Origin of the sequence: Usitatibacter rugosus (assembly GCF_013003965.1) — a bacterium.
Taxonomy (GTDB): domain Bacteria; phylum Pseudomonadota; class Gammaproteobacteria; order Burkholderiales; family Usitatibacteraceae; genus Usitatibacter; species Usitatibacter rugosus.
Genome location: NZ_CP053069.1, coordinates 2,830,165 through 2,855,663, shown reverse-complemented (window position 1 = coordinate 2,855,663; position 25,499 = coordinate 2,830,165). Strand labels below are relative to the sequence as shown.

19 protein-coding genes and 1 other RNA gene are annotated in these 25,499 nt (G+C 66.8%); 8 read left to right on the top strand and 12 right to left on the bottom strand.

Translation table 11 applies throughout. From position 1 onward, the window contains the following. Positions 1-212: 212 nt before the first annotated feature. The 4 genes from DSM104443_RS13450 to DSM104443_RS13435 all read right to left on the bottom strand — a co-directional run bounded on the left by DSM104443_RS13450 (position 213) and on the right by DSM104443_RS13435 (position 8,003). Complete coding sequence (locus tag DSM104443_RS13450; protein WP_212756670.1) at positions 213-1,238, bottom strand: MBL fold metallo-hydrolase; 1,026 nt, start codon at positions 1,236-1,238, stop codon at positions 213-215. Continuing rightward, a complete protein-coding gene (locus DSM104443_RS13445; protein WP_246232213.1) occupies positions 1,235-3,496 on the bottom strand; it encodes a CHASE2 domain-containing protein in 2,262 nt (753 codons plus the stop codon). Before DSM104443_RS13445 ends, DSM104443_RS13450 begins: the two co-directional genes overlap by 4 nt. A gap of 108 nt (positions 3,497-3,604) precedes the next feature. Beyond that, positions 3,605-6,136 (bottom strand): glycosyltransferase, encoded by a 2,532-nt coding sequence (locus tag DSM104443_RS13440; protein ID WP_171093036.1) that lies wholly within the window; start codon positions 6,134-6,136, stop codon positions 3,605-3,607. 4 nt (positions 6,137-6,140) lie between these two features. Next, the gene (locus tag DSM104443_RS13435; protein WP_171093035.1) at positions 6,141-8,003 is read right to left on the bottom strand and encodes a glycosyltransferase; all 1,863 of its coding nucleotides are present in this window, start codon (positions 8,001-8,003) and stop codon (positions 6,141-6,143) included. Between DSM104443_RS13435 and DSM104443_RS13430 the strand changes: the two genes are divergently transcribed. From DSM104443_RS13430 to DSM104443_RS13420, 3 genes are read left to right on the top strand one after another with little or no spacing between them, the layout of a single operon-like run. After that, entirely contained in the window at positions 7,990-8,919 is a 930-nt protein-coding gene (locus tag DSM104443_RS13430) for a class I SAM-dependent methyltransferase (protein WP_171093034.1), read from the top strand. The two genes, DSM104443_RS13435 and DSM104443_RS13430, sit on opposite strands and share 14 nt — an antisense overlap. A gap of 34 nt (positions 8,920-8,953) precedes the next feature. Continuing rightward, positions 8,954-9,952: a 2OG-Fe(II) oxygenase gene (locus tag DSM104443_RS13425; RefSeq protein ID WP_171093033.1), complete on the top strand. Its 999-nt coding sequence runs from the start codon at positions 8,954-8,956 to the stop codon at positions 9,950-9,952. After that, on the top strand, positions 9,942-10,790 hold the full coding sequence (locus DSM104443_RS13420) for a class I SAM-dependent methyltransferase (RefSeq protein ID WP_171093032.1): 849 nt from the start codon (positions 9,942-9,944) through the stop codon (positions 10,788-10,790). Before DSM104443_RS13425 ends, DSM104443_RS13420 begins: the two co-directional genes overlap by 11 nt. Position 10,791: 1 nt before the next feature. Here DSM104443_RS13420 and DSM104443_RS13415 read toward each other — a convergent pair whose 3' ends face one another. Then, positions 10,792-11,739 carry a class I SAM-dependent methyltransferase gene (locus DSM104443_RS13415; RefSeq protein ID WP_171093031.1) on the bottom strand — a complete coding sequence of 316 codons (948 nt, stop codon included), beginning with the start codon at positions 11,737-11,739 and terminating at the stop codon, positions 10,792-10,794. 22 nt (positions 11,740-11,761) lie between these two features. Then, the gene (locus tag DSM104443_RS13410) at positions 11,762-13,333 is read right to left on the bottom strand and encodes a glycoside hydrolase family 113 protein (RefSeq protein WP_171093030.1); all 1,572 of its coding nucleotides are present in this window, start codon (positions 13,331-13,333) and stop codon (positions 11,762-11,764) included. A gap of 43 nt (positions 13,334-13,376) precedes the next feature. On the opposite strand from DSM104443_RS13410, the gene cuyB reads away from it, so the two are divergent. Then, positions 13,377-14,105: a cysteate racemase gene (gene cuyB / locus DSM104443_RS13405; protein WP_171093029.1), complete on the top strand. Its 729-nt coding sequence runs from the start codon at positions 13,377-13,379 to the stop codon at positions 14,103-14,105. A gap of 35 nt (positions 14,106-14,140) precedes the next feature. On the opposite strand, the gene ssrA is transcribed toward cuyB, so the two are convergent. From ssrA to DSM104443_RS13375, 6 genes are all read right to left on the bottom strand, one after another. Then, positions 14,141-14,512, bottom strand: a transfer-messenger RNA (tmRNA) gene (ssrA, locus tag DSM104443_RS13400). Between the two features lie 72 nt (positions 14,513-14,584). Next, positions 14,585-15,751, bottom strand: coding sequence for a DUF1501 domain-containing protein (locus DSM104443_RS13395; RefSeq protein WP_171093026.1), 1,167 nt, complete (start codon positions 15,749-15,751; stop codon positions 14,585-14,587). A gap of 20 nt (positions 15,752-15,771) precedes the next feature. Further along, positions 15,772-16,458, bottom strand: coding sequence for a phosphoglycolate phosphatase (gph, locus tag DSM104443_RS13390; protein ID WP_171093024.1), 687 nt, complete (start codon positions 16,456-16,458; stop codon positions 15,772-15,774). After that, a complete protein-coding gene (ubiG, locus tag DSM104443_RS13385; RefSeq protein ID WP_171093022.1) occupies positions 16,451-17,170 on the bottom strand; it encodes a bifunctional 2-polyprenyl-6-hydroxyphenol methylase/3-demethylubiquinol 3-O-methyltransferase UbiG in 720 nt (239 codons plus the stop codon). The genes gph and ubiG overlap by 8 nt, the downstream gene beginning before the upstream one ends. Then, on the bottom strand, positions 17,140-18,456 hold the full coding sequence (locus tag DSM104443_RS13380) for a TRZ/ATZ family hydrolase (RefSeq protein ID WP_171093020.1): 1,317 nt from the start codon (positions 18,454-18,456) through the stop codon (positions 17,140-17,142). The genes ubiG and DSM104443_RS13380 overlap by 31 nt, the downstream gene beginning before the upstream one ends. 56 nt (positions 18,457-18,512) lie before the next feature. Further along, complete coding sequence (locus tag DSM104443_RS13375) at positions 18,513-19,121, bottom strand: OmpA family protein (protein WP_246232210.1); 609 nt, start codon at positions 19,119-19,121, stop codon at positions 18,513-18,515. A 327-nt stretch (positions 19,122-19,448) separates the two neighbouring features. Here DSM104443_RS13375 and gyrA point away from each other — a divergent pair, with 327 nt between their 5' ends. From gyrA to pheA, 4 genes are read left to right on the top strand one after another with little or no spacing between them, the layout of a single operon-like run. Then, complete coding sequence (gene gyrA, locus DSM104443_RS13370; protein ID WP_171093016.1) at positions 19,449-22,136, top strand: DNA gyrase subunit A; 2,688 nt, start codon at positions 19,449-19,451, stop codon at positions 22,134-22,136. Continuing rightward, positions 22,123-23,223, top strand: a complete 1,101-nt coding sequence (serC, locus tag DSM104443_RS13365) for a 3-phosphoserine/phosphohydroxythreonine transaminase (RefSeq protein WP_171093014.1) — start codon at positions 22,123-22,125, stop codon at positions 23,221-23,223. The genes gyrA and serC overlap by 14 nt, the downstream gene beginning before the upstream one ends. Before the next feature lie 11 nt (positions 23,224-23,234). After that, positions 23,235-24,422 carry a phosphoglycerate dehydrogenase gene (locus DSM104443_RS13360; protein ID WP_171093013.1) on the top strand — a complete coding sequence of 396 codons (1,188 nt, stop codon included), beginning with the start codon at positions 23,235-23,237 and terminating at the stop codon, positions 24,420-24,422. Further along, on the top strand, positions 24,419-25,486 hold the full coding sequence (gene pheA, locus DSM104443_RS13355) for a prephenate dehydratase (protein ID WP_171093011.1): 1,068 nt from the start codon (positions 24,419-24,421) through the stop codon (positions 25,484-25,486). The genes DSM104443_RS13360 and pheA overlap by 4 nt, the downstream gene beginning before the upstream one ends. The last annotated feature ends 13 nt before the right edge of the window (positions 25,487-25,499 follow it).

Below are 25,499 nucleotides of genomic sequence, written 5' to 3'. Positions count from 1 at the left end.
TGAGGCATGGAACCGCAGATGGCCGCCGATAAAACCCTTGTGAGTTCGCAGCGTCGCCGAGCGGTGGCTCATCCATCGTTGTCTCGTCGACATGACACACAAACAGGGGTTATCGGCGGCCATCTGCGGTTCCGCATTGACCAAAGCCGCCTTCGGGCGGCTTTCTTCTGGCCTCTAAGGGGTACATCTGCGGGTACAGCGCGAGCGAGAAACTAGGCGCGAGAAAAACGCCGCACGCCGTCGCTGCTCGTCTCGCGTTTCAGCTGCCCGCGGAACTGCAGGTAGTGGAGATGCGCGATGGCCTCGCCCATGGCGAACATCAGCTGGTGGTCGTCCAGCGTGCGCTTGAAGAGCACCGGCAGGACGTCATGCGCGGTCACGGGACTCGCGCAGGCCTCCACGAGGCGCTCAAGCCGTTCCGCGTGATGGGCCCGCAGCTCCGCGATGCGGCCATGCAATCCGTGGAACACGCGGTCGTGCGACGGCAGCACCAGCGCATCCCCGGGCAGCGGCAGGAAGCGCCCGATGGAATCGAGGAAGAGCGCGAGCGGGTTCGACTCGGGCTGGTTGCCCCACACGCCCACGTTGGTCGTGATGCGCGGCAGGACCTGGTCGCCGGAGATCAGCACGTTCTTCGAGGCGCAGTAGAGCGCGGCGTGCTCGGGCGCATGGCCGAAGACCGTGATCACCTGCCACTCGTGGCCGCCGATGGAGAGCTTGTCGCCATCCATCATGCGGCGGTACTGCGTCGGGATCGTGGGCACGCCGCGGCGGTAGCCGTTGCCGCTCTTCATCTTCTCGGGGAAGCGCGAAGTGTCGAGGCCATTCACGCGGAAGAATTCGATGCCCGTGGGCCGGTCGAAGCCCGCGGTGTCGTCGTGCGCCGCATGGCCCGAGAGGTATTCACCGAGGGTCATCCAGAATGGCGCGGCGGTGCGCTCCACGAGCCACGAAGCGCTGCCGAGGTGATCCGGGTGGTAGTGCGTGACGATGACGTTCTTCACCGGGCGCCCGGCCATCGTGCCCTCGAAATGCCGCAGCCAGAGGTCCCACGTGACCTGCGTGCCGAAGCCGGTGTCGACGATCGTCCAGCCGTCGCCGTCCTCGAGCAGCCACAGGTTGATGTGGTCGAGCGCGAACGGCAGGGGCATGCGGATCCAGCGGATCCCCGGCGCAGCCTCGAACGACTCGCCGGGGGCGGGAATGGCGTCGCCGAAGACGTACTCGGCGGCGGTCACTTCGTGGTGAACGTGAACACGCCGTCCCAGTTGGCCGGGGGCGGATTCGTGCGGAAGTGGATGATGCGCTCGAGGTAGACCTTGTAGATCTTGGTCTCGGGGTTGGCGTAGGCGAGGGGCTTGATCACGTCCTTCGCTTCCTCGAACTTGGCCTTGCGGTAGAGGTCGAGCGCGCGGTGCCACGAATCGATTTCCTTCATCATCGTGTCGCCGACTTCGCTCGCGAGCCCGATCGGCTCGTAGATCGCCACGCCTTCGCTCTTGCCCTTCACGCGGACCTTGTCCATCTCCCGGTACACGTAGCCGCCCACGGCGGTCACGATGTTGCTGGAGACCAGGATCTTGGCGCCGTATTGCTTGGTGAGGCCCTCGAGGCGCGCCGCGAGGTTCACCGCGTCGCCCAGCACCGTGTACGCGCGGCGGAAGGCCGAGCCCATGTCGCCCACGTTCATCGGGCCGCAGTTGAGGCCTACGCCGATGTGCAGGATCGGCCAGCCGCGCTTGATGAAGGATTCGTCCAGGTCGCGGATCTTCTTCTGCATGGCGAGCGCCGTCTCCAGCGCGTGCTTCGCATGCTCGTTGTCCGGCAGCGGGGCGCCCCAGAAGGCCATGATGGCATCGCCGATGTACTTGTCGATCGTGCCGCGGTGGCCCTGCACCTCCTCCGTCATGGAGGTGAGGTAGGCGTTCATCATGTCCTTCAGCTGCTCGGCGGTGAGGCCTTCCGAGATCGAGGTGAAGTCGCGCACGTCGGAGAAGAGCACCGTCATCTCGCGCGTCTCGCCGCGCATCGAGTATTCGCCGGGGTTCTTCGACATCTCGGCCACGAGCTCCTTCGGCACGTAGGTGCCGAACAGCCCCGTGATGAGGCGCCGCGATCTCGCTTCCGCGAAGAAGCCCCACGCCATGTTGATGAAGTACAGCAAGACCAGCATCAACAAGGGAGGTGCCAGCGGCAGCACGTAGTTGTTCGCCTTCCACTCGTACACGTTGAAGCCGATCACCGCGACGATGAGGCCGAACATCACGGCCGTGCCGACCAATGCGCTCATGCGCGGCATCAGCACGGCGAAGGGGAAGCCCAGCAGCACGATGGTGAGCACCGAGATGCCGAGCACCTCGAACGGGCGGTGCTTGATGGTGCGGTCGAGGAAGCCGCTGATGAGGTTCGCGTGGATTTCGACGCCGGGGAAGTCCTCGCGCACGGGTGTGGCGCGAAGGTCGAGCAGGCCCTGGGCCGAGGTGCCCAGGATGACGATCTTGTCCTTCAGGTCGAGCGGGGCGCCCTTGTTGTCCGTGAGCGGCTTCACGCCGTGGATCACGTCCGTGGCCGAGACGTACTGGAACATCCCGTTGGCGCCGCGGTAGGGAATCAGCGCCGTCATCGAGTCGTCGAGCGGGATGGTGAGGTCGCCCACTTGCAGCTCGCGGATCCAGCCCACGCCCGTGCCCTTGGTGCCCCGGGTCTCGGTACGCACCTTCACCGGCACGTTGCCGAGGTAGGTGCGCGTCACGGCGAGCGACATGGCTTCGTAGTAGCCCTTGTCGTAGCGCATGAACATCGGGACGCGCCGCGTGGTGCCGTCGAAATCGAGCGCGGGGTAGAGGTGACCGGAGGCCGTGGCGGCGTCCTGCAGCAGCTGGATGTTGCCGCTATAGCCCGAGGCCGCGTGGTGGCGGTAGTCGGTGATCGGAAGCGCGTCGGTGTTCAGCACCGGCGGGGGCAGCACGCCCGACTTGTCCGTCTTGCCGCCGAGGAAGAAGCCCAGCACCACGGGGTACTTGGAGACCTCTTCGGCGAAGAGCGCGTCGTAGTTGAGCGTCTTGCGCGCCCGCTCGAGGAAGGCCTGGTAGCCGGGGGTGTCGCGCAGCTCCGCCTTGCCCAGGGCCTCGAGGCTGTTCAGCCCCGAGCTGTTGTCCGCTTCGGCGAACGCCACGTCGAAGCCGACGACCTTGATCTTGTACGTATCGAAGAGCTGCTTCACCATCATCGCGAGCTTGTCGCGGCTCCAGGGCCAGCGGCCCTCGGCGTTGAGGCTCTTCTCGTCGATGTCCAGGATCACCACGCGGCTGTCGGGCCGGTTGGGCATGAAGGCCCTCAGCCTCGCGTCGTAGGTGATGAGCTCCATCTGCGTGATGAGGCGCATCGGAAACCATTCCGCTTCGTGCGCCACGAACATGAGGACCACGAGCACGCCGATGCCGATGCGCAGCAGCTCGCGGAAGGAAAAGCGGGGGATGAAGGAGCCGATCTTCACGGGGTGTGCGGCCTCATATTCTTGTCTTCTACGCCCGGCGACCGATGTTGGATTCCGGCCTTGGGTCCCTGCCGGCGATGATACGCGAAGGTCGGCGCTGCCGCTGCCCTAGCGGGCGGCGAACGTCGCTTCCAGCGCCCGCGCCGCGACGTCCGGCGAGAAATGGTCGCGCACATTGGCGCGGCCGGCCTCCGAAAGGCGGCCCCACAGCGCCTCGTCCCGGTACAGGCGGGCGACGGCCTCGGCGAAGGCCTCGGGCGTCTCGGCGATGAGCACCTCGCGGCCGTCCTCCAGGTGCATGCCTTCCACGGAGGCGTGCGTGGCGACCATCGGCAGCCCGTGGCTCATGGCCTGGTTCACCTTGCCCTTGACGCCCGCTCCGTAGCGCAGCGGCGAGATCGACAGGCGCACGCGCGAGAACCACGGCTCCAGCTCGGGGACGAAGCCGACTACCTCCAGGCCTTCCTGCGCAAGGTCGAGGACGGATTGGGGCGGGTTGCTGCCGATGAAATAGCTCGTCACGCCGGGCAGCAGGCGGCGGATGTGCGGGAGGATCTCGCGGGCATACCAGGTGGCCGCGTCGACGTTCGGTGGATGGCGGTAGCCGCCGACGAAGAGCAGGCCTTCGCGGCCCGCGAACGGGGCCACATCCGGCGCCGTTTCGTGGATGTTGGTCTGGATGATCACGCGGGCGGCCGGCGCCTCGCGCGCGAGGACCTCCTGCTCCACGGTGCTCACGACCCAAGTGACGTCGCAGCGCCGGATGCAGTCCAGCTCCTGGTCGTGGATCACCTGGGACTGGCGCGCCGCGGCGCGATCGCCGTCGAGCTCCGCTTGCCGTCGGGTGCGCAGGAAGTGGAGGTCGACCGTGTCGAAGATGAGCTGGGCGTGCGGAGCGTGGCGGCGCACGGCGTCGATGTAGCGCAGCGCCACGTAGTAGCGCACCAGCACGATCGCGTCGAACTCGCTGGCGTGCTCCTCGATGTAGGCCTCGATGGAGCCGATGTGCGGCGCGTGCAGCACCTCCACGCCTTCCTGCGCGAGGTCCGCGGTATAGGGCGCGCGGTACTCGAGGTTGTCGGCGACGAACGTGACCTTGCAGCCCATCGCCCGCATCACGCGCAGGAGCTGCCAGGTGCGCACCGAGCCCGAGTCGTGGTCGGGCGTGAGCATGCAGGCGTCGATGAACAGGATGCGGCGGTTGGCAGCACGGTCGCGCTCGAGGCGGGGCAGCAGGCCGTTCACGCCGTGGCTCGCGAGCACCGTGCGCCACTTCTCGTGGAACTGCTCGCGGTTCACCACCTGGTAGCGCTTGATGCCGGTGTCGAGACCCGTGCCGTGCGACACGCCCTCGAAGTGCACCACTTCGGCGGCGGGCTGGTAGTAGACCTTCAGCCCCGCGGCGCGGACCTGGAAGCAGAGGTCCGTGTCCTCGTAGTAGGCCGGCTGGTAGCGCGCGTCGAAGCCGCCCAGTTTTTCGAAGAGCGCGCGCGGCACCATCAGGCAGGCGCCCGAGCAGTAGTCCGCCTCGCGCAGGTACGAGTACTCGGGCTTGGCCGGGTTGTCGCCGCGGCCGTAGTTCCAGGCGGACCCGTCGCGCCAGACGATGCCGCCGGCTTCCTGCAGGCGTCCGTCCGGGAAGACGAGCTTCGCGCCCACCGCGCCGGCGTCCTTTTCACGATCGAATACGTCGAGCATCGCTTGCAGCGCGCCCTCGGCGACGACGGCATCGTTGTTCAGGAAGAGGAGGTATTCGCCGCTCGCGAATGAGGCGCCGCGGTTGGTGTTGCCGAGGAAGCCCAGGTTCTGCGGGTTGCGCTCGAAGCGAACGCCCTGCACGGAGGCGAGCGCTTCCGCGGCGGGCTTCGGCGCGTGATCGTCCATTACGATCACCTCGAGCGGAACTTTCGCGGCTTCGCGGGCGAGTGCCTTCAGGCACGTGAACGTGTGGAGGTCCTGGCCGTACGTCGGGACGATCACGGAGACGCGCGGCGTTTGCGAGGAGGAGACGACGAGCGGGCCGATCGCCGGCTCGAGCCCGGCACGCGGGGCGAGGGAGCCGACGGCGGCGCGGTCCTCGAGCAGGAAGCGCGTCACCTTGCGGGCGAGGGCGCCGGCGCCTTCATTGCGAAGGATCTGGCGCGCGGTGGCCATGCGGATCGGCAGCAGCCGCGCCTGGTGGGCAGCGCTGCGGCCCATGCGGGCTACCCGATGGGCGCCCCGGACGGCAAAGCGCAGAGGCGCCGTGATGCGCCAGCTGGTGCTTTGCTGGAAACGCGCGACGTGGTCGCGAGAGGCGGTCACTGCGGCTTCGAGGTGCGCGATCTGCACCGCGTGCGACTGGCCGAACTCGGCGAGGATTCGATCCCGATCCCTCAGCTGCTGGTGGAGCTCGCCGATGCGCTGCTGCATGAACGCGTCGTGGGCGTCGTGGCCATGCGCCCGATCGGCGAGCAGCGCGCGCGATTCGCCGTGGCCCGAACGCACGCCCGCGTCGTAGAGATCGCCGAGGCTCACGGGACGGGGCGGCTCACGCAGGGCGTACCAATGCACGGGCGTCACATTCGGAAGCGTGGGGTCCGGAGTGCGGCGAGGGCCGAGCGGCTGGAGATACTGGCGGCGGTAGGCCTCTGGCAGCATCGCGTCAGTCGCCCGCCGCGGTGCGCACCGCGGGGCTCAGGAGATCGAGGAGGAGATCGTTGATGCCCGCGGGCGGCGTCGCGAGCGGGAACAGCACGGCCGAGCGCGAGCCCTTGAGCCGCTCGGGGAAGGCTCCGAAATCGGGTGCCACGATCGGGGCGCCGGAGCGCATGGCCACGGTGAGCGTGTACGAATAGCTCTCCGGGACCTGGGACAGGAAGAGCACGGCATCGGCGCGCTCGAGCGACAGCAACTCGTCGAGGCGCGCGTCCGGGTACGAGCCCGTGATCGACAGCGGGGCTTCGGGCCACTGCGCGAGCCCCCTGCCGAGGTGGCCGATCACGCGGAAGTGCAGCGGCAGGCGGCGACGGATCGCGTCGTGCACGCAGGCTTCGAGGACGTCGAGACCCTTCACCGTGGACAGGCCGCCCAGCAGCACGATGCGAAACGCCGGAGGCATCGCTTCCGGCACGGCCTCGAAGTGCGGCCATTCCTGCACGGGAAGGCCGGGATAGCGGGCGACGATGCGCAAGGCGAGATCGTGCGAGGGCGCGAGCAGGCGATCGGCGCGGCGCAGGAAGGCCTCGAAGGTCTCGCGCCACTGCACGACGCTGATGCCCCACGCATGCGGCCGGCGGCGCACGCAGGCTTCGCAGCCCGCGGTGTCGGGCTCGCCGCAGTAGCGGCCGCGTTCGTCGCCGAGGTGGTACTGCGGGCAATACGCGGTGTAGTCGTGCAGCGTGACATCGAAGGGGACCGAGAGGCGGTCGGCCAGCCCGAGGATCTCGCGCGGCAGGCCGTGCACGTGGTGGTAGTGCACGCGCGATACGGCGAGCGAGCGGAGCAGCGCCACGAGGTCCGGCTCCAGGCGATCGAACCAGGCGCGGAACTCCTCGCCGCGGCGGAGCCACTTGAGCGTGAGGTTTCCGCCATGCGTCGGCTGCAGCAGCAGAACCTCGGCATCGGCCGATACGAGGTCGGCGAGCGCGTCCACGTGCTTTTGCACGCCGCCGCCCCAATCGTGCGAGACGAACAGGACAACGGGCTTCTGGGACGTGCGCAGCCGCTCGAGGTCCACGCCACGGCGCAGCGCCCGCGCAGGCTCATGCTCGAGGAACTCCCGCAACCGCGACTGGAACTCGGGGTAGCGCCCGTCCACGATATTCTGCGCGGCCAGGCGCCGTTCGGTCCCCGACTTGCCGAACGACACCTCGCCCTCGTGGAACACGAACGTGTCCGCGCAGAGCAGGTTACGGAAGCCCAGCCGCGTGGCGCGCATGCAGAAGTCCACTTCCTCGCCATAGCCCTGGCCGAAGGCCTCTTCGTCGAATGGCCCCACCGCCTCGCGGCATTCGCGGGTGATGAGCATGCAGAAGCCCACCGCGGTGGGAATGTCGATGGACTGGCCGGCGTTCGTCGTGGCGAACAACTGGTCCATGGCCGCGGTGGTCGTTCCCGCGGGTAGCGCGTTCGACTCGCCCGAGCGCGGATAGCTGCAGATGGTGGCGTTGTTCGAGAAGGGCGTGACGGTGCCTGCGCGCGACTCGCGCTTCGCGCAGGCCACGAGGCGATCGAGCCAGCCGTCGGCGACCTCGGTATCGCTATTCAGCAGCACCACGTCGCCCGACGCGCCCTCCATGCCCTCGTTCACCGAGGCCACGAAGCCGCGGTTGGCGGGGTGCACGATGAGGCGGATGCGGCCGCTGCGTTCGACCTTCCCCAGCCAGGCGGAGATCTCCGCGTCGGGGCTCGCGTCGTCGACCACGGTCACTTCGTGCGCCGTTTCGCAACGCGCGGCGAGGACGCTCTCGATGCACCGTTGCGTTTCGCGCAGCCCGAGGAAAACCGGGATAATGACCGTCAGCAAGGCCGTCGATTCTCTTGAGATAAACGGTAATTTTATCCGATCCGCCCTGGATTTCCCGGCACGCGCGGATCGTCATTCGCCACCATCTATGCCCGAAACGCCCGACGCGGCACTGGCCGCGACCTTTGACCCGGAACTCGATCGCGTGGCATGGATCTTCCGTGACCACGGTGGAACCGATTTCGGCTATCTCGCCTGGCACTTCCGCCGTTTCAAGGAAACGAAGCGCATCTTCGAGGAGACCCACGAGCGCCGCGGGCAGCGGGTCCTCGATGTCGGTGCCCATTGGCTGCACCAGGCCCTCCTGTACGCACAGGACGGCTACCGGGTCACGGCGGCGGATTTTCCGATCACGATCGAGAATCCGGCCGTCAAGTCCCTGGCGGCCGCGCACGGCATCGAGCGGATTTCCTACGAGGACCTCGAGGCGCCCACCGCTTTCAGCGCGATCCCGGATGGCACCTTCGACGTGATCCTCTTCACGGAGATCATCGAGCACATCACTTTCAACCCGGTCGCGATGTGGAAGGAGATGTACCGGCTGCTCGCTCCCGGCGGCGTCATCGTCGTGACGACACCCAACTATTATTCGGTGAAGGGGCGCGCGTGGGGATTCCGCCGTACCTTGCATGGATATGGAAGCGCGCTGCCCGTGGAGGAAATCCTCCGGGTGCCCACGTACGGGCCCCATTGGAAGGAGTTCTCCCTGCGCGAGCTGTGGGTGTACTTCTCGCTGTTGTCCCCGGACTTCAAGATCCACAAGGCGATCTACGTGGACGACTACTACGCAGGGCCCAAGATATCGGCGATCCTTCGATTCTTCGAACGCAAGTTCCCCGTGTTGCAGCGCAACCTCCACATCGAGGTGACGCTGCCGAGCAAGGAAAAGGGCATCGTCATCGCCCCCACCTTTTGACGGACGCATTCCCAGGCGAACAAACAGGCTCCCGATGATCCGCACCGAAGTCCTCTCGAACGCCCTCGACACCCAGCATTCCTTCCAGGGCGCCACTCCCTTCCGCCACGTGGTCGTCGAGGACTTCCTCGATCCCGCGGTGGCCGAAGGGCTGCTCCGCGATTTCCCGCCGTTCGACACGCGCAAGGCGCTGAACGAGCATGGCGAGGTGGGCCGCAAGGCGGTGTTCGAGCACGTGAGCGGCATCAGTTCCGGCTACCGCGACTTCTACCGGTACATCAACTCCAAGCCGTTCCTGGATGCGATGTCGGAGCTCACCGGCATCCCGGACCTCATTGCCGACGAGGCGCTCTTCGGGGGCGGCACGCACGAAAATCTCGACGGCCAGGGACTCGACGTGCACGTTGACTTCAACATCGACGAGCGGCGCATGCTGCATCGCCGGGTGAACCTGCTCGTGTATCTCAACAAGGAGTGGGAAGAGTCCTGGGGCGGGTTGATCGAGCTGCACTCCGATCCGTGGACGCCCAAGGCGAATCAGGTGAAATCCTTCCTCCCGCTCTTCAATCGCGCCGTGATCTTCGAGACCAACGAATACTCGTGGCACGGTTTCAAGCGCATCGTGCTGCCGGAAGCGAAGAAGGGGATCTCGCGCAAGTCCTTCTCCATCTACCTGTACACAAAGGATCGCCCGGCCGAGGAGGTCGTCGCGCCGCACACGACGTTCTACGTGCCCGCGCCTCCCCCGGAGCGCGTTGCCGCGGGCACGACGCTCACCGCCAAGGACGCCGAGGACATCCAGGTCGCGCTCGCCAGCCGCGACGGGCTCCTGCGCATGTACCAGAAGCTGCTGGTCGAGAAGGAGCAGCGCTTGCGCGACATCGTGACGATGCGGCGCGATGCGCTCGCGACGCCGATGCACGACTACAACCGGATCCTCGCCTCGCGCTCGTGGCGCTTCATCATGATGCTGCACCGGATCAAGTACCGCATGACCACGATGCTGAGCCGGATGGGGCTTCGTGGGCGTTGACGATCCCGTCGTCCGCCCGTGTCCGCTCGGCTGCGCGGAGCGCGGCACTTCGTACGGCACCCTGGAGAACACGGTCGGCTACGCGTTCTCGCGCAAGGGCTACGACCTCGCGCGCTGCGGCAGCTGCAAGCTGATCTACCTCTCGCCCGCGCCGACCGATGCCGATCTTCGCGCGCTCTACGTCGAGAACGGCCAGTTCGGCGACGAATACACGGATCCGAAGCGCGTCGAGGCGATCCTCGAGTACATCGGCCACTGCTTCGACCGCCTCGCGAAGGAACGCGGCTGGAACATGTCCGCCGGCGTTCGCGTGCTCGAGGTGGGTGCGGGGTTGGCATGGATGTGCCGCGCGGCAAAGCTTCGCGGGGCCCAGCACAAGACCGTGGCGCAGGACGTCTCGCCCGAAGCGGTGGAGGCGTGCCCCTGGGTCGACAAGTACGTGCACGGCTACGTGTCCGACGCGGCCATCGACCCTTACGCGCCGTTCCAGCTCATCTCGATGACGCACGTGATCGAGCATCTCGTCGATCCGCGCTCGGTGCTGGCCGAATGCCGCGCGCGGCTTGCACCCGATGGCGTGATCTTCATCACCGCCCCGCATCGCCCGCGCGAGTGGCGCGAAGGCGATCTCGAAGCCTGGCGGAAGTACTCGTACAACCACGTACCCGCGCACATCCAGTACTTCTCCGAGGGCAGCATGCGAAAGCTCGCGGAGTCGGTCGGATGCGAGCTCGCGTACTGGTCGCACGATCACGAGGGGGGCGAGGCGTTCGAGGCTTGGCTCACGCCGCCAGGCAAGCGGCCTTCGCTCTGGCGCCGGCTTTTCGGCGCGGGCTAGCTCAGCGCGTGGCGGCGAAGAGGATCGGCCAGCCGCCGAGGTAACCGTAGGCAGGATCGCGATAGACCAGCGCCGTCGCGTCGGCGAAACCAGCCTCGCGCGCGTGGTCCAGGATGTCCCAGCCGAAATCGTGGAAGCAGAGCACGCCCTCCGCAGGGTTCACGGGATCCCCGTGGTACGTCGGCGGGTGATCGTGCACGAGCTGGCCAGCGGCGTCGAAGCGCGCGCGCGTACGCGTGACCGGTGAGTCCTGCATGAACGGGATGCTGAACAGCAGCGTCCCGCCCGGCTTCAGTACGCGGCAGCATTCGGCGAACGCCTTGCGAATCCCCGGAACGTGCTCGAAGACGTCGAAGCTGAGGATCGCATCGAAAGTGGCGTCGGGGAACGAGAGCTGCGTCACGTCCTCATGGCGCAGGCCCGCTTCGTTGACGCTTCCCGGTGCAATACCCGGCCCGAGGAACTCGCTGCCGACGATGCCCGGATGGCGTGCGCGCAACGCGGCATAGGACGGCGTGACCTGCTCGGTGATGTAGATGCGGGAGTCGGGGCCCAGGCGCAAGTACTCGGTGGCGAGGTGGACGCAGGCCCTCTGGCGGCTGTTCATCTGGCAGAGCGGGCAGACAAGGCGCTCCCGCCAGTTGGGGATGCGGCGCGTGCCGAGGTCCTCCGCGTACAGGTAGTCGACCGCGAAGCCGACCGTCGCATCGTCCACCCAACAACGGCCCTCGACCTTGAACGGCTTGTCGGGATTCGCATCCGCCAGTGCGAGCTCCTGGACCCATGCGTCCTGTCCCATGCGAGCGATGTGGTCGCGATACGCCGCGAGGTTCTCGATCCGATGGACGGCGAGCCGCGGTGGCGCTTCCACGGGAGCTCCCGCGAGCGCCCCGCCGAGGCGGTGGCGCCACTTGCGCAGGAAGCCGAGGGCCGGTGGCAGGCGGGACATGGAGCGATCTTACTATTGCCGGCTATACGCGAAGCATCGCGCGCACGGCTTCGAGGTGATCCCCGGGATTGCCGTGCTCATCGTAGAGGCGGCAGCGGTACACGAAGCCCCAGAGGAAGAGATCGGTGATGTCCACGGGCTCGTTCCCGGTGTTCTCGATCGCGAACTCGATCACGCCGTCGCGATGCCGGTCGGCGGGGAACGCGACCTCCAGGACCCTCGCGTCGCCGGGCGCGACCTCGAACTCGACCTCGGTCACGCCGCTGGTCGTGAGCTTCAAGCGGCCGGGGCCACGTACCTTCGCGGCGAAACGCATCGTCTCGTAGTGCGGCGTGCCCCAGCCGACGCGGTCCGGCTGCATGCGCTGCGACACCGCCGCACCCGGTCCGAGTGTGACAATGCGAGGCTCGCCCTCGGGGCCGAGCGTGGCCCGGCCCTGGACCTTCCATCCCTCCAGCCCCCGAATGAAGGCGGCGTTGTAGAGGTGGTTCACGCGATAGTCGCGGTAGTTCCAGAACGCGAAGCCGCGCGAATAGCGCTTGAGGAGTGCTGCCGAGCCGAGGAGGTATTCGGGGATCTCCGCGGGCTTGATCTTGGCCCACGAGGCGAACTGCGGTGACTCGTCGTGAAAGATGAACTGGTCGATGAAGTGCCGGATGTTTCTCCGCTCATCGGTCACGCGCCGGAGCATGAGCGTGAGGTTCGCCAGCACCTGGGCCGCGGACAGGACGAGTCCCGTGCCGGCCGTGTACATGGACGGGAAGAAGTAGGTCACGCGCATGCCCGCGTCTCGCAGGCGCAGGTCATTGTCGATCCAGAAGTTCTCGCCGTCGACCTCCATGCGGTCCATGTCGACGCGAAGCTGGATCGCGAGGTGCGGCCATGCCGCACGGCCCTCGGCCAGGAGCAATCCCAGTACGTGGTTCACGAAGTCGACGAACACACGGTATGCCTCGCAGTCGCCTATCGGGACATGCACTTCGGAGAGGCTTGCGAATGGCTTGCCGAAGAGGCGGGAGATTTCCGCAAGTTCGAAGCGCTCGGCGAGGTAGCGGCGGAACCCGAGAGTCTCCGCAAGCGCGAGGCGTTCTTCGGGAGTCCGATAGACCATCAGCTCGCGAAGGGACGGGAACTCCTCCCACGAGAAGAACGCGAAGCGGAAGCCGGCGTGCGCCTCGCAGATGCGCCGGATCTCCTTCAGGTAGAGGAGCCATCCCTTGCGGTACTCGCGGTCGCTGAAGAGCCGGATCGTGCGTTCGTGGAAGTCGCCGACGCTGTCCGGATCGTTGTTCCAGGGGAACGAGACGCGAATGATGGACTGGAGACCCGCGGCCTGGACCATCGCGACCAGCCGGCGAAGGCGCGCGAGATTCTGGTCGTCGAACGTGGAGGGAACCACCGTGCGCTGGAAGCCGCGCCAGGGCACGACGAGGATGACCGCATTGAAGCCATCGCGACGTATTTGCGCCAGGTGCGCCGGCGCTTCGTCGAGGATGGCGCTGTCCCAGAAGTTCAGGGGTTGGGCGCGGCCGAAGTAGTGCACGGCGCGCAGGTAAGGCGTGCGCCAGCCAAAGGACAGAATCACGGGTGCCACGATAGACGAATCCGCCGGGTTGCGAAACCGCTACGATTCGGAAATGGATACGACGCTCGCAGCCCATCCCCGCCGCATCGGGATCCTCGGAGGCATGGGCCCCGCCGCGACGGTGGACCTCCTGCAGAAGATCATCGACGCGACACCCGCCGCGCGCGACCAGGATCACGTACCCACGGTCGTGTGGAACGTGCCCCAGATTCCGGAACGCCTCGCTGCGATGCGCGGCGAAGGACCGTCGCCGCTTCCAGGGATGATCGAGGGCGCTCGAGCGCTGGAGTCCGTGGGCTGCGAGGCGCTCGCCGTCGCGTGCAACACGGCGCACCACTGGGCGGACGAGCTGCGCGCCGCGGTGCGCATTCCGCTGCTGCATATCGCGGAGGTCGCGGTTGAAGCCCTGGCGCATCGCACGCCTCGGCCCGACACCGTGGGACTGCTCGCCACGCGCGGCACGCTCCAGTCGGGGTTTTACCAGCGCGCGCTCGAAGCACAAGGCTTCCGTGTGCAATGTCCCGACGATCGCGAGCAGGCCGAGATCGACGCGGCGATTCGCCAGGTGAAGGTGAATCGTGCGAGCGAAGGACGGCCGATCTTCGAGGGCGTGGCGCAGGCGATGCTGGATCGCGGCTGCGGCGTGCTGGTGCTCGCCTGCACCGAGCTGCCGCTACTGCTGCCGGGTGGGACGATGGCGGGGCACTGCATCGACACGAACGAGACGCTCGCCCGCGCGATCGTGAAGCAGGCTTTCGCCGGCGCCTCGCACCAGCGCTAGAAAGAAAAAGGCCAGCGCAAGGCTGGCCTTTGAGGTGGTGGAGGCGGCGGGAATCGAACCCGCGTCCGCAAGCCGTTCACAAGCAGTTCTACATGCGTAGCCAGGCCATTTGTATTAACCCGCACCCCGCAGACCGGCGAGCTGGATGAAGGCGAGCCGCCTTGGTTTTAGCTGTCCGTGAAGCGGCCCCACGAACTCGCGATCTCATGAATATGACTCTGCACTGGCGGTGAGCTGCCAGCCCGGCCCATGAGAAGACCGGTGCAGAGTCCAGCCGGTATTAGGCGGCTAGAGCGTAGCTATCGTCGTTGGCGACTATAGTGTGTTTGCGGCTGTATTTACGAGGTAACCACGCCTCGGCATGCCCTGCATTGCTTCAGAACCCGCGTCGAAACCAGGTCGCCCCCGAAATCGGGGTGTACTGCAACTTCGATCTTATCAGGTGGGGGTCGGTTCCCCCGATTCAACGCCCCGGGGAATCAGGCGCGAATGAGGTCCAGCGGGGCGTAGCGGCGCGTGAAGACGCCCTGCGCGTCGGAGCCCCACCAGCGCTCCATCACGGTGGTCCAGAGCCGGCGCGTATCGATGCCCGGCGGGGGCCCGCCGATCTCGTGCACGTTGATCACACGCGGGGCTTCTCCATACAAGCCGCCGGCTACGCGGCCGCCCATCGCGAAGTGCGTCGTGGCCAGACCGTGGTGCGTGCCCTTGTCCTCGTTCTCCGGCGGCGCTCGGCCGAACTCGTCGTAGGTGACCACGAGCGTCTCGTCCCAGCGGCCGATTTCCACCAGTCCGGCGCGGAGTGCGACGAGGCCTTCGGCGAGGCGTTTTAGCGCATCGCCGTGATACTTCTGCTGCTCCCAATGGCAATCGACCGAATGGTGCTTGTCTCCGTCCGGGCCGTTCAGCGCGACGTGGATCACCGGGATCGAGCGGTCGGCCGCGGCGAGCTCGACGGCAGCGCGCACGGAGTTGCCGAATTGATCGGTGGGGAATGCGGTCTTGAGAGGTGTCGCGGGCAGCACGAGCGAGGCGCGCTTGAGGCTCGCTTGCCCGGGGTCGTTTGCCTCGACGACGCAGTCGGCGACGCGGCGCTTCGCGAGCAACTCCTCCGGGTAGTGAACCTGCACCACGCGTTGCTTGTTGCCGCGCAGCGGGCCCATGGGATCCGCCTCGCGGATGTCGAGCAGGCCGAGGGCCACGGCGTCCGCATACGCATTCGAATCCAGCGTGCGGCGCTTCAACGCACGCGTGAGCCAGCCCTCGGTGAGGAACTCATCGGGATCGCTGCCGGTGAAGGCGCGCTCCGAATCGCGATAGTGCTGCTGCGTGATCTCGGGAAGGCCGATGCCCTGGATCACCGCGAGCTCTTTGCGCTCCAGCAGCGGCACGAGCGGAGCCAGCGACGGATGGAAGCCGTTGCGGTCGGTGACCTTGAGCACGGCGTCGCGCGGCACGGCGATCGTCGGGCGCAGCTTGTAGTAGAGCGGCGTCTCGTACGGCACCCAGGTGTTGTAGCCGTCGTTGCCGCCGTAGAGGTACACGAGGACCAGCAGGCGATTCGAGCCCGGCGTGCCCGCGAGCGACGGCATCGATGCCGCGAGGGGCACGCTGCCGAGGAGCTGGAGGAAATCGCGGCGCTTCATGGTTGCCATGATACGGCGGCTCAGGGGCGCTGCGAGGCGCTGTGTAGGACGGCGGGCAGGCCGATCCAGGCGGCGATCGCGAGCGGCGAATCGAGGATCGCATCCGCGCCCCACATGGCGGGGGGCGCTCCGTCGCCGAGGTAGCCGTAGCCCGCGACGACGACTTTCATTCCTGCTGCGCGCGCAGCCTGCACATCGCGCTCGTCATCACCCACGTAAAGCGTGCGCATCGGGGCGACCTGCATGGCCAGCGCGGCATGCAGCAACGGATCCGGCGAGGGCTTCGGCCGAGGCGTCGTATCGCCGCCCACGATCACGCGAGCACGGCTCGCGACACCGAGGCCTTCCAGCACGGGACGCGCCAGCCGCTCGTACTTGTTGGTGACCACGCCCCAGGGAATGCCGGCCTTCTCGAGGCGATGGAGCAGCTCGTTGGTGCCGGGAAACAGGACCGAGTCCACGCACAGGTTCTCGGCGTAGAGGTCGAGGAATTCCTGCCGCATGCCGGGGAAGTCGGGATGATCGGTGCCGATGCCGAAGGCGGCCTTGATCATGCCGCGCGCCCCGGAGGAAACATACGGCCGCACCTTCTCGACGCCCACTTTCGGCTGGCCGCGAGAGACGAGCATGCGGTTCACCGTGAGCGCCATGTCCGGCGCCGTGTCGGCGAGCGTGCCGTCGAGATCGAAGAGGACGGCCTCAAACACGGCAGGCCATCAGGTAGTTCACGTCGACGTCCCGGCCGAGCGCGTACACCTTGGTGAGCGGGTTGTACGTCATGCCGGTGAGGTCGTTGGGCTCGAGGCCGCTGGCGCGGCAGAACGCGGCCAGCTCCGAGGGCGTGATGAACTTGGCGTACTCGTGCGTGCCGCGCGGCAGCAGGTTCAGCACGTACTCGGCGCCGACGATCGCGAAGAGGAACGACTTCGGGTTGCGGTTGATGGTCGAGAAGAACACGTGGCCGCCGGGCTTCGCGAGCTTCGCAACGGCGCGGACGATGCTCGCCGGTTCCGGCACGTGCTCCAGCATCTCCATGCACGTGACGACGTCGAAGGCGCCGGGCATTTCCTCGGCGAGCGCTTCGGCCGCGACCAGGCGGTATTCGACGCTGCTGCCGGTTTCGATCTTGTGGAGCGTGGCGACTTGGAGCGGTTTCTCGGCGAGGTCGATGCCGATCACCTGCGCTCCGCGCGCGGCCATCGCTTCGGCGAGGATGCCGCCGCCGCAGCCGACGTCGAGCACGCGCTTGCCGGCGAGGCCGCCCGCCAGCTTCTCGATGTGCGCCAAGCGCAGCGGATTGATCTCGTGCAGCGGGCGGAACTCGCTCGTGGGGTCCCACCAGCGATGCGCGAGCGCGCTGAATTTCGCGAGCTCGGCGGGATCCGCGTTCACGGGGCCTGGAGTTTGCGTTGCCACCATCGTGCCTTTTCGCGCAGTTCGGTTTCGTCCAGGTCCAGCAGCCGCCGCTCTTCCAGCCGCGCTTCGCCGGCGACCCAGACGTGGGAGACATGCTCACGGCCCGCGGCGTAGACGAGATGCGACACGGGATCGAAACAAGGGAGGGTCTCGAGCGACGAAAGTTCCACCGCGGCGAGGTCGGCTTGCTTGCCCACCTCGATGGAGCCGATCTCGCGCTCGAGGCCGATGGCGCGCGCCGCGTCGAGGGTCGCCATGCGCAGCGCCTCGTGGGCAGTCACCGTCGCGGCATTGCCCGACACGGCCTTGGCGAGCAGGGCAGCCGTGCGCATCTCGGTGAACACGTCGAGGCGGTTGTTGCTCGCGGCGCCATCGGTGCCCACGCCGACGTTCACGCCTTTCGCACGAAGCGCGGCGATCGGTGCGAAGCCGCTCGCGAGCTTCAGGTTCGACGAAGGGCAGTGCGCAACACTCGCCCCTTCGCGCGCGAGGAGCTCGATCTCGATCGGCTCCAGGTGTACCGCATGCACCGCGATCAGCCGCGGGCCCACGATGCCGAGCTTGCGCAGCCGCTCGAGCGGACGGACGCCGTGTTGCGCGAGCCCCTGCGCGATTTCGTCCTGGGTCTCGTGCACGTGGGTGTGGATGGGAAGGTCCAGCTCTTCGGAGAGCACGGCAATGCGTTTCAGCGTCTCGTCGCCCACCGTGTACGGCGCGTGCGGCGCCAGCGAGAAAGCCAGCAGTGGCTCGTCGCGATAGGCGTCGCGCGTGGCGAGGCCCTTGGCGAGATAACCGTTCGCATCCGGCGCATAGGCGCTGGGGAATTCGATGGCGATGATGCCGAGGCAGGCGCGCATTTTCGCGCGCAGTGCGGCGCGGGCCGTCGCCTCGGGGAAGAAGTACATGTCGTTCACGCACGTGACGCCGCCGCGGAGCATCTCCGCCATCGCGAGCAGGCTGCCGTCGTGCACGAACGCGTCGCCCACGTGCTTGCCCTCGGCGGGCCAGATGTGGTCCTGCAGCCACGTCATCAGCGGCTGGTCGTCGGCCAGGCCGCGCATCAGCGTCATCGCCGCATGGCAGTGCAGGTTCACGAGCCCGGGGATGAGCGCGTGGTGGTCGAGGCGGACCACCTTCTTCGCATCGAAGCGCGCGAGGGCCTCGGCCGCGGGCACGACGGCGACGATGCGGCCCGCGTCGATCGCCACCGCATGGTCGGCCAGCACCGCCGGCGAGGGCGATACGGGAATCACGTGCGAAGCGACGAGGAGGGTGTCGATCGTTTGCATGGTAGGAACAAAAAACCCCGCCGGAGCGGGGTTTTCTGCCGGACTGTTGGAGCCTGTTACTGGCGGACGCCCTTGAACTCGATGTCCACGCGACGGTTCTTCTGGCGGCCTTCCGCGGTCTTGTTGGTCGCGACCGGCTGGCTCTCGCCCTTGCCGATGGTCGTGACTTTCGAGGCCGGGATGCCCTTGCTCACCAGGTAGTCCTTGACCGCGGCAGCGCGGCGCTCGGACAGCTTCTGGTTGTACGCGTCGGAGCCGACCGAATCCGTGTGGCCCGTGGCGATGACCATTTCGAGATCGACGCCCTTCAGCTTGGCGAGGGCCTCATCGATGCTCTTCTTGCCATCCGGACGGACGACCGACTTGTCGAAGTCGAACAGCGCGTCGGCCTGGATGACGATCGACTGGCGGACGGACGACGGGGCGGGCTTGGCAGCCGGGGCAGCAGGCGTCGCCGGGGCGGACGGAGCCGCAGGCGATGCGGGGGCGGCCGGGGTCGGCGCCGGAGCGGCGGCCTTCGGCTTGCAATCGGGGTGCTCGATGCCGGAAGACACGACGCAAGCGCCGGATGCGTCGCGGATCGGGGCTCCCGAAGAATCGGTGGCATTGGGGACGGCGCCGGCGAAAGCAGTGCCGGTAAACGCCATCACAGCGGTACCGAGCATCAGCTTCCCAAGCAAGGAAATCTTCATAACGGAACTCCCAAGAGATGTAGGTGGTTGTTTTGCCGCTTGGCTTTTTGTGAGGAGGCCTGCCGCCAAAAGTTCTCGCTGCATCATACACAAAGGGCTTTTGGTTCCACAACCAAGACTGCGCTTTTCACAACACTCCGTGGGCCGGCCGTTGCAGATCTGCAACAACCCGGGCCGGCTTCGGGAGGTTGGAAGGAGGGCCTCCCGTGTGCTAGGATTGAGGCTTCGCCGCGTCGAAAAACGCCCTAAATAACAAGCACTTATATAGCTTCCCGCACGCCGGGGAAGATCCAGGAGCCCATGGAACAGTTCGCCAAGGAAACGCACCCGATCAGCCTCGAGCAGGAGATGCGCCGGTCCTACCTGGACTACGCGATGAGCGTCATCGTCGGCCGGGCGCTTCCCGACGTCCGGGACGGCCTGAAGCCGGTCCATCGCCGCATCCTCTTCGCGATGCACGAATCGAACACGGTGTGGAATCGCCCCTATGTGAAGTGCGCGCGCGTCGTCGGCGACGTGCTCGGCAAATACCACCCGCACGGCGACACCGCCACGTATGAATCGCTGGTGCGCATGGCGCAGCCGTTCTCGCTTCGATACACGCTGGTCGACGGGCAGGGCAACTTCGGGTCGAGCGACGGGGATTCCGCCGCGGCCTATCGCTACACCGAGTGCCGCCTGCAGAAGATCGCGGGCGAGCTCCTCGCCGACCTCGACATGGAAACGGTCGATTTCGTGCCGAACTACGACGGCAAGGAGATGGAGCCGTCGGTCCTCCCGGCGCGCTTCCCCAACCTGCTCGTGAACGGCTCCTCCGGCATCGCCGTGGGCATGGCCACCAACATCCCGCCGCACAACCTGGGCGAGATCGTGAGTGCCACGCTGGCTCTCCTCGAGAACCCGGCGATCGATATCGAGGACCTGATCCGCATCGTTCCCGCGCCCGACTTCCCGACGGGCGCCATTATCTATGGCACGGCGGACGTGAAGGAGGGTTATCGCACCGGCCGCGGCCGCGTGATGATGCGTGCCCGCACGCACGTCGAGGAGATCGACAAGAACGGCCGCCAGGCGATCATCGTCGACGAGCTTCCGTATCAAGTGGGTGGCGACCAGGTGCTGTCGCGTTTGGCCGAGATGATTCGCGAGAAGCGCATCGAAGGCATCAGCGACCTCCGCAACGAGAGCGACAAGAAGGGCATGCGCCTCGTGGTGGAGCTGAAGCGCGGCGAGGTCGCCGAGATCGTCCTCAACAATCTCTACAAGCTCACGCAGCTGCAGGAAACGTTCGGCATGAACATGGTCGCGCTCCTCGACGGCCAGCCGAAGATCCTCAACCTCAAGCAGTTCCTCGAGGCATTCCTGCGCCATCGGCGCGAGGTCGTCACGCGCAGGACCGTCTATAGCCTCCGCAAGGCGCGCGAACGCGGCCACGTGCTGGAAGGCCTCGCGGTGGCGCTTTCGAACGTGGACGAGATCATCGCGCTGATCAAGGCGGCGCCGACGCCGTCCGTGGCCAAGGAAGGCCTGATGGGTCGCACGTGGAAGTCGCAGCTCGTGCAGGACATGCTCGCGCGCGCCACGGCCGATTACCGTCCCGACAACCTGCCCAAGGACTTCGGCCTCGGCGCCGAGGGCTATCGCCTCTCCGAGCCGCAGGCGCAGAAGATCCTCGAGATGCAGCTGCAGCGCCTGACCGGCCTCGAGCAGGACAAGATCCTCTCCGAGTACCGCGAAGTGATCGCGGTGATCGAGGATCTCCTGGACATCCTCTCCAAGCCCGAGCGCGTCTCCGCGATCATCGCCGCCGAGCTGGCGGAGGTGAAGCGCGAGTTCGCCGATCCCCGCAAGAGCGAGATCGTCGTCAACGCCGAGGACATCAAGCTCGAGGACCTCATCACGCCGGAAGACGTGGTGGTGACGCTCTCGCACACCGGCTACGTGAAAGCGCAGCCGCTGGACGAGTACCGGGCGCAGAAGCGCGGCGGCCGCGGCAAGCAGGCCGCGACCACGAAGGAAGACGATTTCATCGAGAAGCTCTTCATCGCCAACACGCACGACTACGTGCTGTGCTTCTCGAACAAGGGCAAGGCGTACTGGCTGAAGGTCTACGAGGTGCCGCAGGGCAGCCGCACCAGCCGCGGCAAGCCGATCGTGAACCTGCTGCGCATGGAGGCCGACGAGCGCATCAACGCCATCCTCCCGGTGAAGGAGTTCGCCGAGGACAAGTACGTGTTCTTCGCCACCCAGGAAGGCGTGGTGAAGAAGACTTCGCTCTCCGACTACTCGCGTCCGCGTCCCTCCGGGATCATCGCGGTGGATCTCGACGAGGGCGATGTCCTCATCGGCGTGGCACTCACCGACGGGCGCCACGACGTGATGCTCTTCTCCGACGAGGGCAAGGCTGTCCGCTTCGACGAGAACGACGTCCGCCCGATGGGCCGCGGCGCCCGCGGCGTGCGCGGCATGAACCTCGCCAAGGGCGGGCGCGTCATCGCGCTGCTGGTGGCGGAGAACGAGCAGCAAAGCGTCCTCACCGCGACCGAGAACGGTTTCGGCAAGCGCACTCCGATCGCGGAGTACACGCGCCACGGCCGCGGCACGCAGGGGATGATCGCCATCCAGACCAGTGAGAGGAACGGCAAGGTCGTCGCCGCCACGCTCGTCTCGCCCGAGGGCGAGATCATGCTGATCACCGACGGCGGCGTGCTGATCCGCACGCGCGTGAACGAGATCCGCGAGATGGGCCGCTCCACCCAGGGCGTCACGCTGATCAACCTGGGCGAGGGCGAGAAGCTCTCGGGCCTGCAGAACATCCTCGACCGCGACGAAGAAGAGAACGGCAACGGCAACGGCCACGCGCTGGTTGTTGCTGCCGAAGCGTCCGAGGCGCCGGCTGCCGAATCCGGCGACGTGGAAGAGGCCGGAGGTTCGAATGCTCTCACCCCGAATCCGGATACTCCGGACGACGGCAATGGACCGAGTTAGCGTGGAGCGCGTCTACAACTTCGGCTCCGGACCGGCCGCGATCCCGGTCGAGGTGCTGGAGAAGGCGAAGGGCGAGCTCACCAACTGGCACAACGCCGCCGGCATGTCCGTGATGGAGATGAGCCATCGCGGCGCCGAGTTCACGAAGATCGCCGCGGATGCGGAGCGCGACCTCCGCACGCTGCTGGCGATCCCGGGCAACTACAAGGTTCTCTTCCTGCAGGGCGGCGCCTCGATGCACTTCGCCGCCGTGCCAATGAACTTGCTGCGCGGCATGAAGAAGGCGGACTACGTGAACACCGGCGAATGGTCGAAGAAGGCCATCGCCGAGGCGAAGAAGTTCTGCGAAGTGAACGTCGTCGCCTCGAGCGAGGACAAGAACTTCACCTACGCGCCGAAGCAATCCACGTGGAAGCTCTCTGCCGACGCGGCCTACGTCCACTACTGCTCCAACGAGACGATCGGCGGCGTGGAATTCCAGTGGACGCCGGAGACAGGCAAGGTCCCGCTCGTCTCGGACATGTCCTCGCACATCCTGTCGCGCCCGGTGGAAGTCTCGAAGTACGGCTGCATCTATGCCGGGGCCCAGAAGAACATCGGCCCGGCGGGCCTGGTCGTCGTGATCGTGCGCGAGGACCTGATCGGCAACGTGCTTCCCGGCACGCCGACCGTCCTCGACTACAAGAAGATGGCCGAGGCCGACTCGATGATCAACACGCCGCCCACCTTCGCCGTCTACCTCGCGGGCCTCACGTTCCAGTGGCTGCTCGAGCGCGGCGGCCTGGCCGCGGTGGAGAAGGTCAACGTCCGCAAGGCGAAGCTGCTCTACGACTACATCGACAGCCAGGACTTCTACTCCAACCCGATCGCGAAGGAAGACCGCTCGCGCATGAACGTGCCGTTCCGGCTGCGCGACGAAAAGCTCGACGCGAAATTCCTCGAGCAGGCCGAGGCGCGGGGCCTCTCGCAGCTGAAGGGCCACCGCTCCGTGGGCGGCATGCGCGCGTCGATCTACAACGCGCTGCCGTACGAAGGCGTCGAGGCGCTCGTCGGGTACATGCAAGAGTTCGCGCGCGCCAACGGTTGAGCGGCGCGCCCTTGGCCTACCGAGTCGCCGTCTACAACGCGATCTCCGCCTCGGGGCTCGGGCGTTTTGCCGCGCCGCATTACGCGGTGGGCAAGGCCCTCGCCGACGCGGATGCGATCCTGCTTCGCTCCCACGCGCTGCAGCTGTCCGAGATTCCCGCCACGGTGAAGGCGATCGCGCGCGCCGGCGCGGGCGTGAACAACATCCCGGTCGATGAGATGAGCAAGCGAGGCGTCCCCGTGTTCAACGCTCCGGGCGCCAACGCCAACGCGGTGAAGGAGCTGGTGATCGCCGCCGTGCTGCTCGCGGCGCGCAACGTGGTCCCGGCCATCGGCTACGTGCAGTCGCTCGCCGCGTCGCCCGATTTCGAGAAGCGCGTCGAAGACGGCAAGAAGCAGTTCGCCGGTGTCGAGTTGCCCGGCCGCACGCTCGGCATCATCGGCCTGGGCGCCATCGGAGGTCTCGTGGCCGAGACGGCGATCCGCCTCGGCATGAAGGTCACGGGATACGACCCGGAGATCACCGTGGACAATGCGTGGCGCCTCCCGGGTTCGGTGAAGCGCGCCGCGTCGATCGAGGACGTGCTGAAGTCCTCCGATTTCGTCACGATCCACGTGCCCCTGAACAACCACACGCGCCACATGATCGGCCGCGAGCGGCTCGCCGTCGCCAAGAAAGGCATGGCGCTCCTCAACTTCTCGCGCGACGCCGTCGTCGACGAGGAAGCGGTGCTCGCGTCGATCGCGGACAAGCGCCTGCGCGCCTATATCTGCGACTTCCCCAGCCCGAAGCTGCAGGGCCACGCGGGCGTGGTGACGCTGCCGCACCTCGGAGCCTCGACGGAGGAGGCCGAAGAGAACTGCGCCGTGATGGTCGTGGACCAGCTGAAGGCCTTCCTCGAGGAGGGGTCGGTCGCGAACGCGGTGAATTTTCCCTCGGTGGAGATGGCGCGCGAATCGCCGCACCGCATCGCCATCGCGAACGCCAATGTGCCCAACATGGTCGGGCAGATTTCCACTACGATGGCGCAAGCAGGTCTCAACATCCACAACATGGTCAACAAGTCGAAAGGGGAGATGGCGTACACGCTCGTCGACCTCGACAGCGAAGCCGCGCCCGATCTCCTCGCACGCATCGCGCACATTCCCGGCGTGCTCTCCATCCGGGCGATCCCGCCCATCTCCGGTTCCGCGAAATGAGCGCCGAGCTCGATCGGCTGCGCGAGCAGATCGACCAATTGAACGTCCGCATCCTCGAGAGCCTGAACGAGCGCGCCAAGCTCGCCCGCGCCATCGGCACGCTGAAGGTGGGCCAGGCTTATCGCCCGGAGCGCGAGGCGCAGGTCCTGCGCCGCATCAAGGAGCAGAACCAGGGCCCGTTGTCGGATGAAACGGTCGCGCTCCTCTTCCGCGAGATCATGTCGGCGTGCCTCGCGATCGAGCGCCCGATCACCGTGGCCTACCTCGGCCCCAAGGGCACGTTCAGCGAGACCGCGGCGATGAAGCATTTCGGCCACGCGGGCGTCGGTACGCCCACCCCTTCGATCGACGAGGTGTATCGCAAGGTGCAGTCGGGCGAGGCGGATTTCGGCGTGGTCCCCGTGGAGAACTCCACCGAAGGCGCGGTCGGCCGTTCGCTCGACCTCATGCCCAACACGCCGCTCAAGGTCTGCGGCGAGGTGCTGATCCCGATCCACCATCATTTGATGTCGAAGGGCAAGCGCGAGCTCGCCTCGATCCCGCGCGTCTTCTCGCACAGCCAGTCGCTCGCGCAGTGCCATGAATGGCTGAATGCGAACCTGCCGGGCGCCGAGCGGATCGCGGTCGCCAGCAACGCCGAGGCGGCGCGCCGCGCGGCGGAGGAGCCGGACACGGCGGCCGTGGCCGGAGAAGCCGCGGCGCTTCACTACGGGCTCGACGTGCTGTCCTCCAACATCGAGGACGAGCCCAACAACACCACGCGCTTCCTCGTGCTCGGCGACTACGAGCCGATGCCGAGCGGCAAGGACAAGACCTCGCTCGTGCTCTCCGCGAACAACCGCGCCGGCGCCGTCTACGAGATGCTCACGCCGTTCGCCACGCGCGGCGTGTCCATGACCAAATTCGAGTCCCGCCCCTCGCGCGTCGCGCTGTGGGACTACCTGTTCTTCGTCGACATCGAGGGCCACCGGGACGACGCCAACGTCGCCGCCGCGCTCGCCGAGGTCGGCAAGATCGCCGGCTACATCAAGGTGCTCGGCTCCTATCCCGCCGCGGTGCTCTGAATGGAAGGAACGC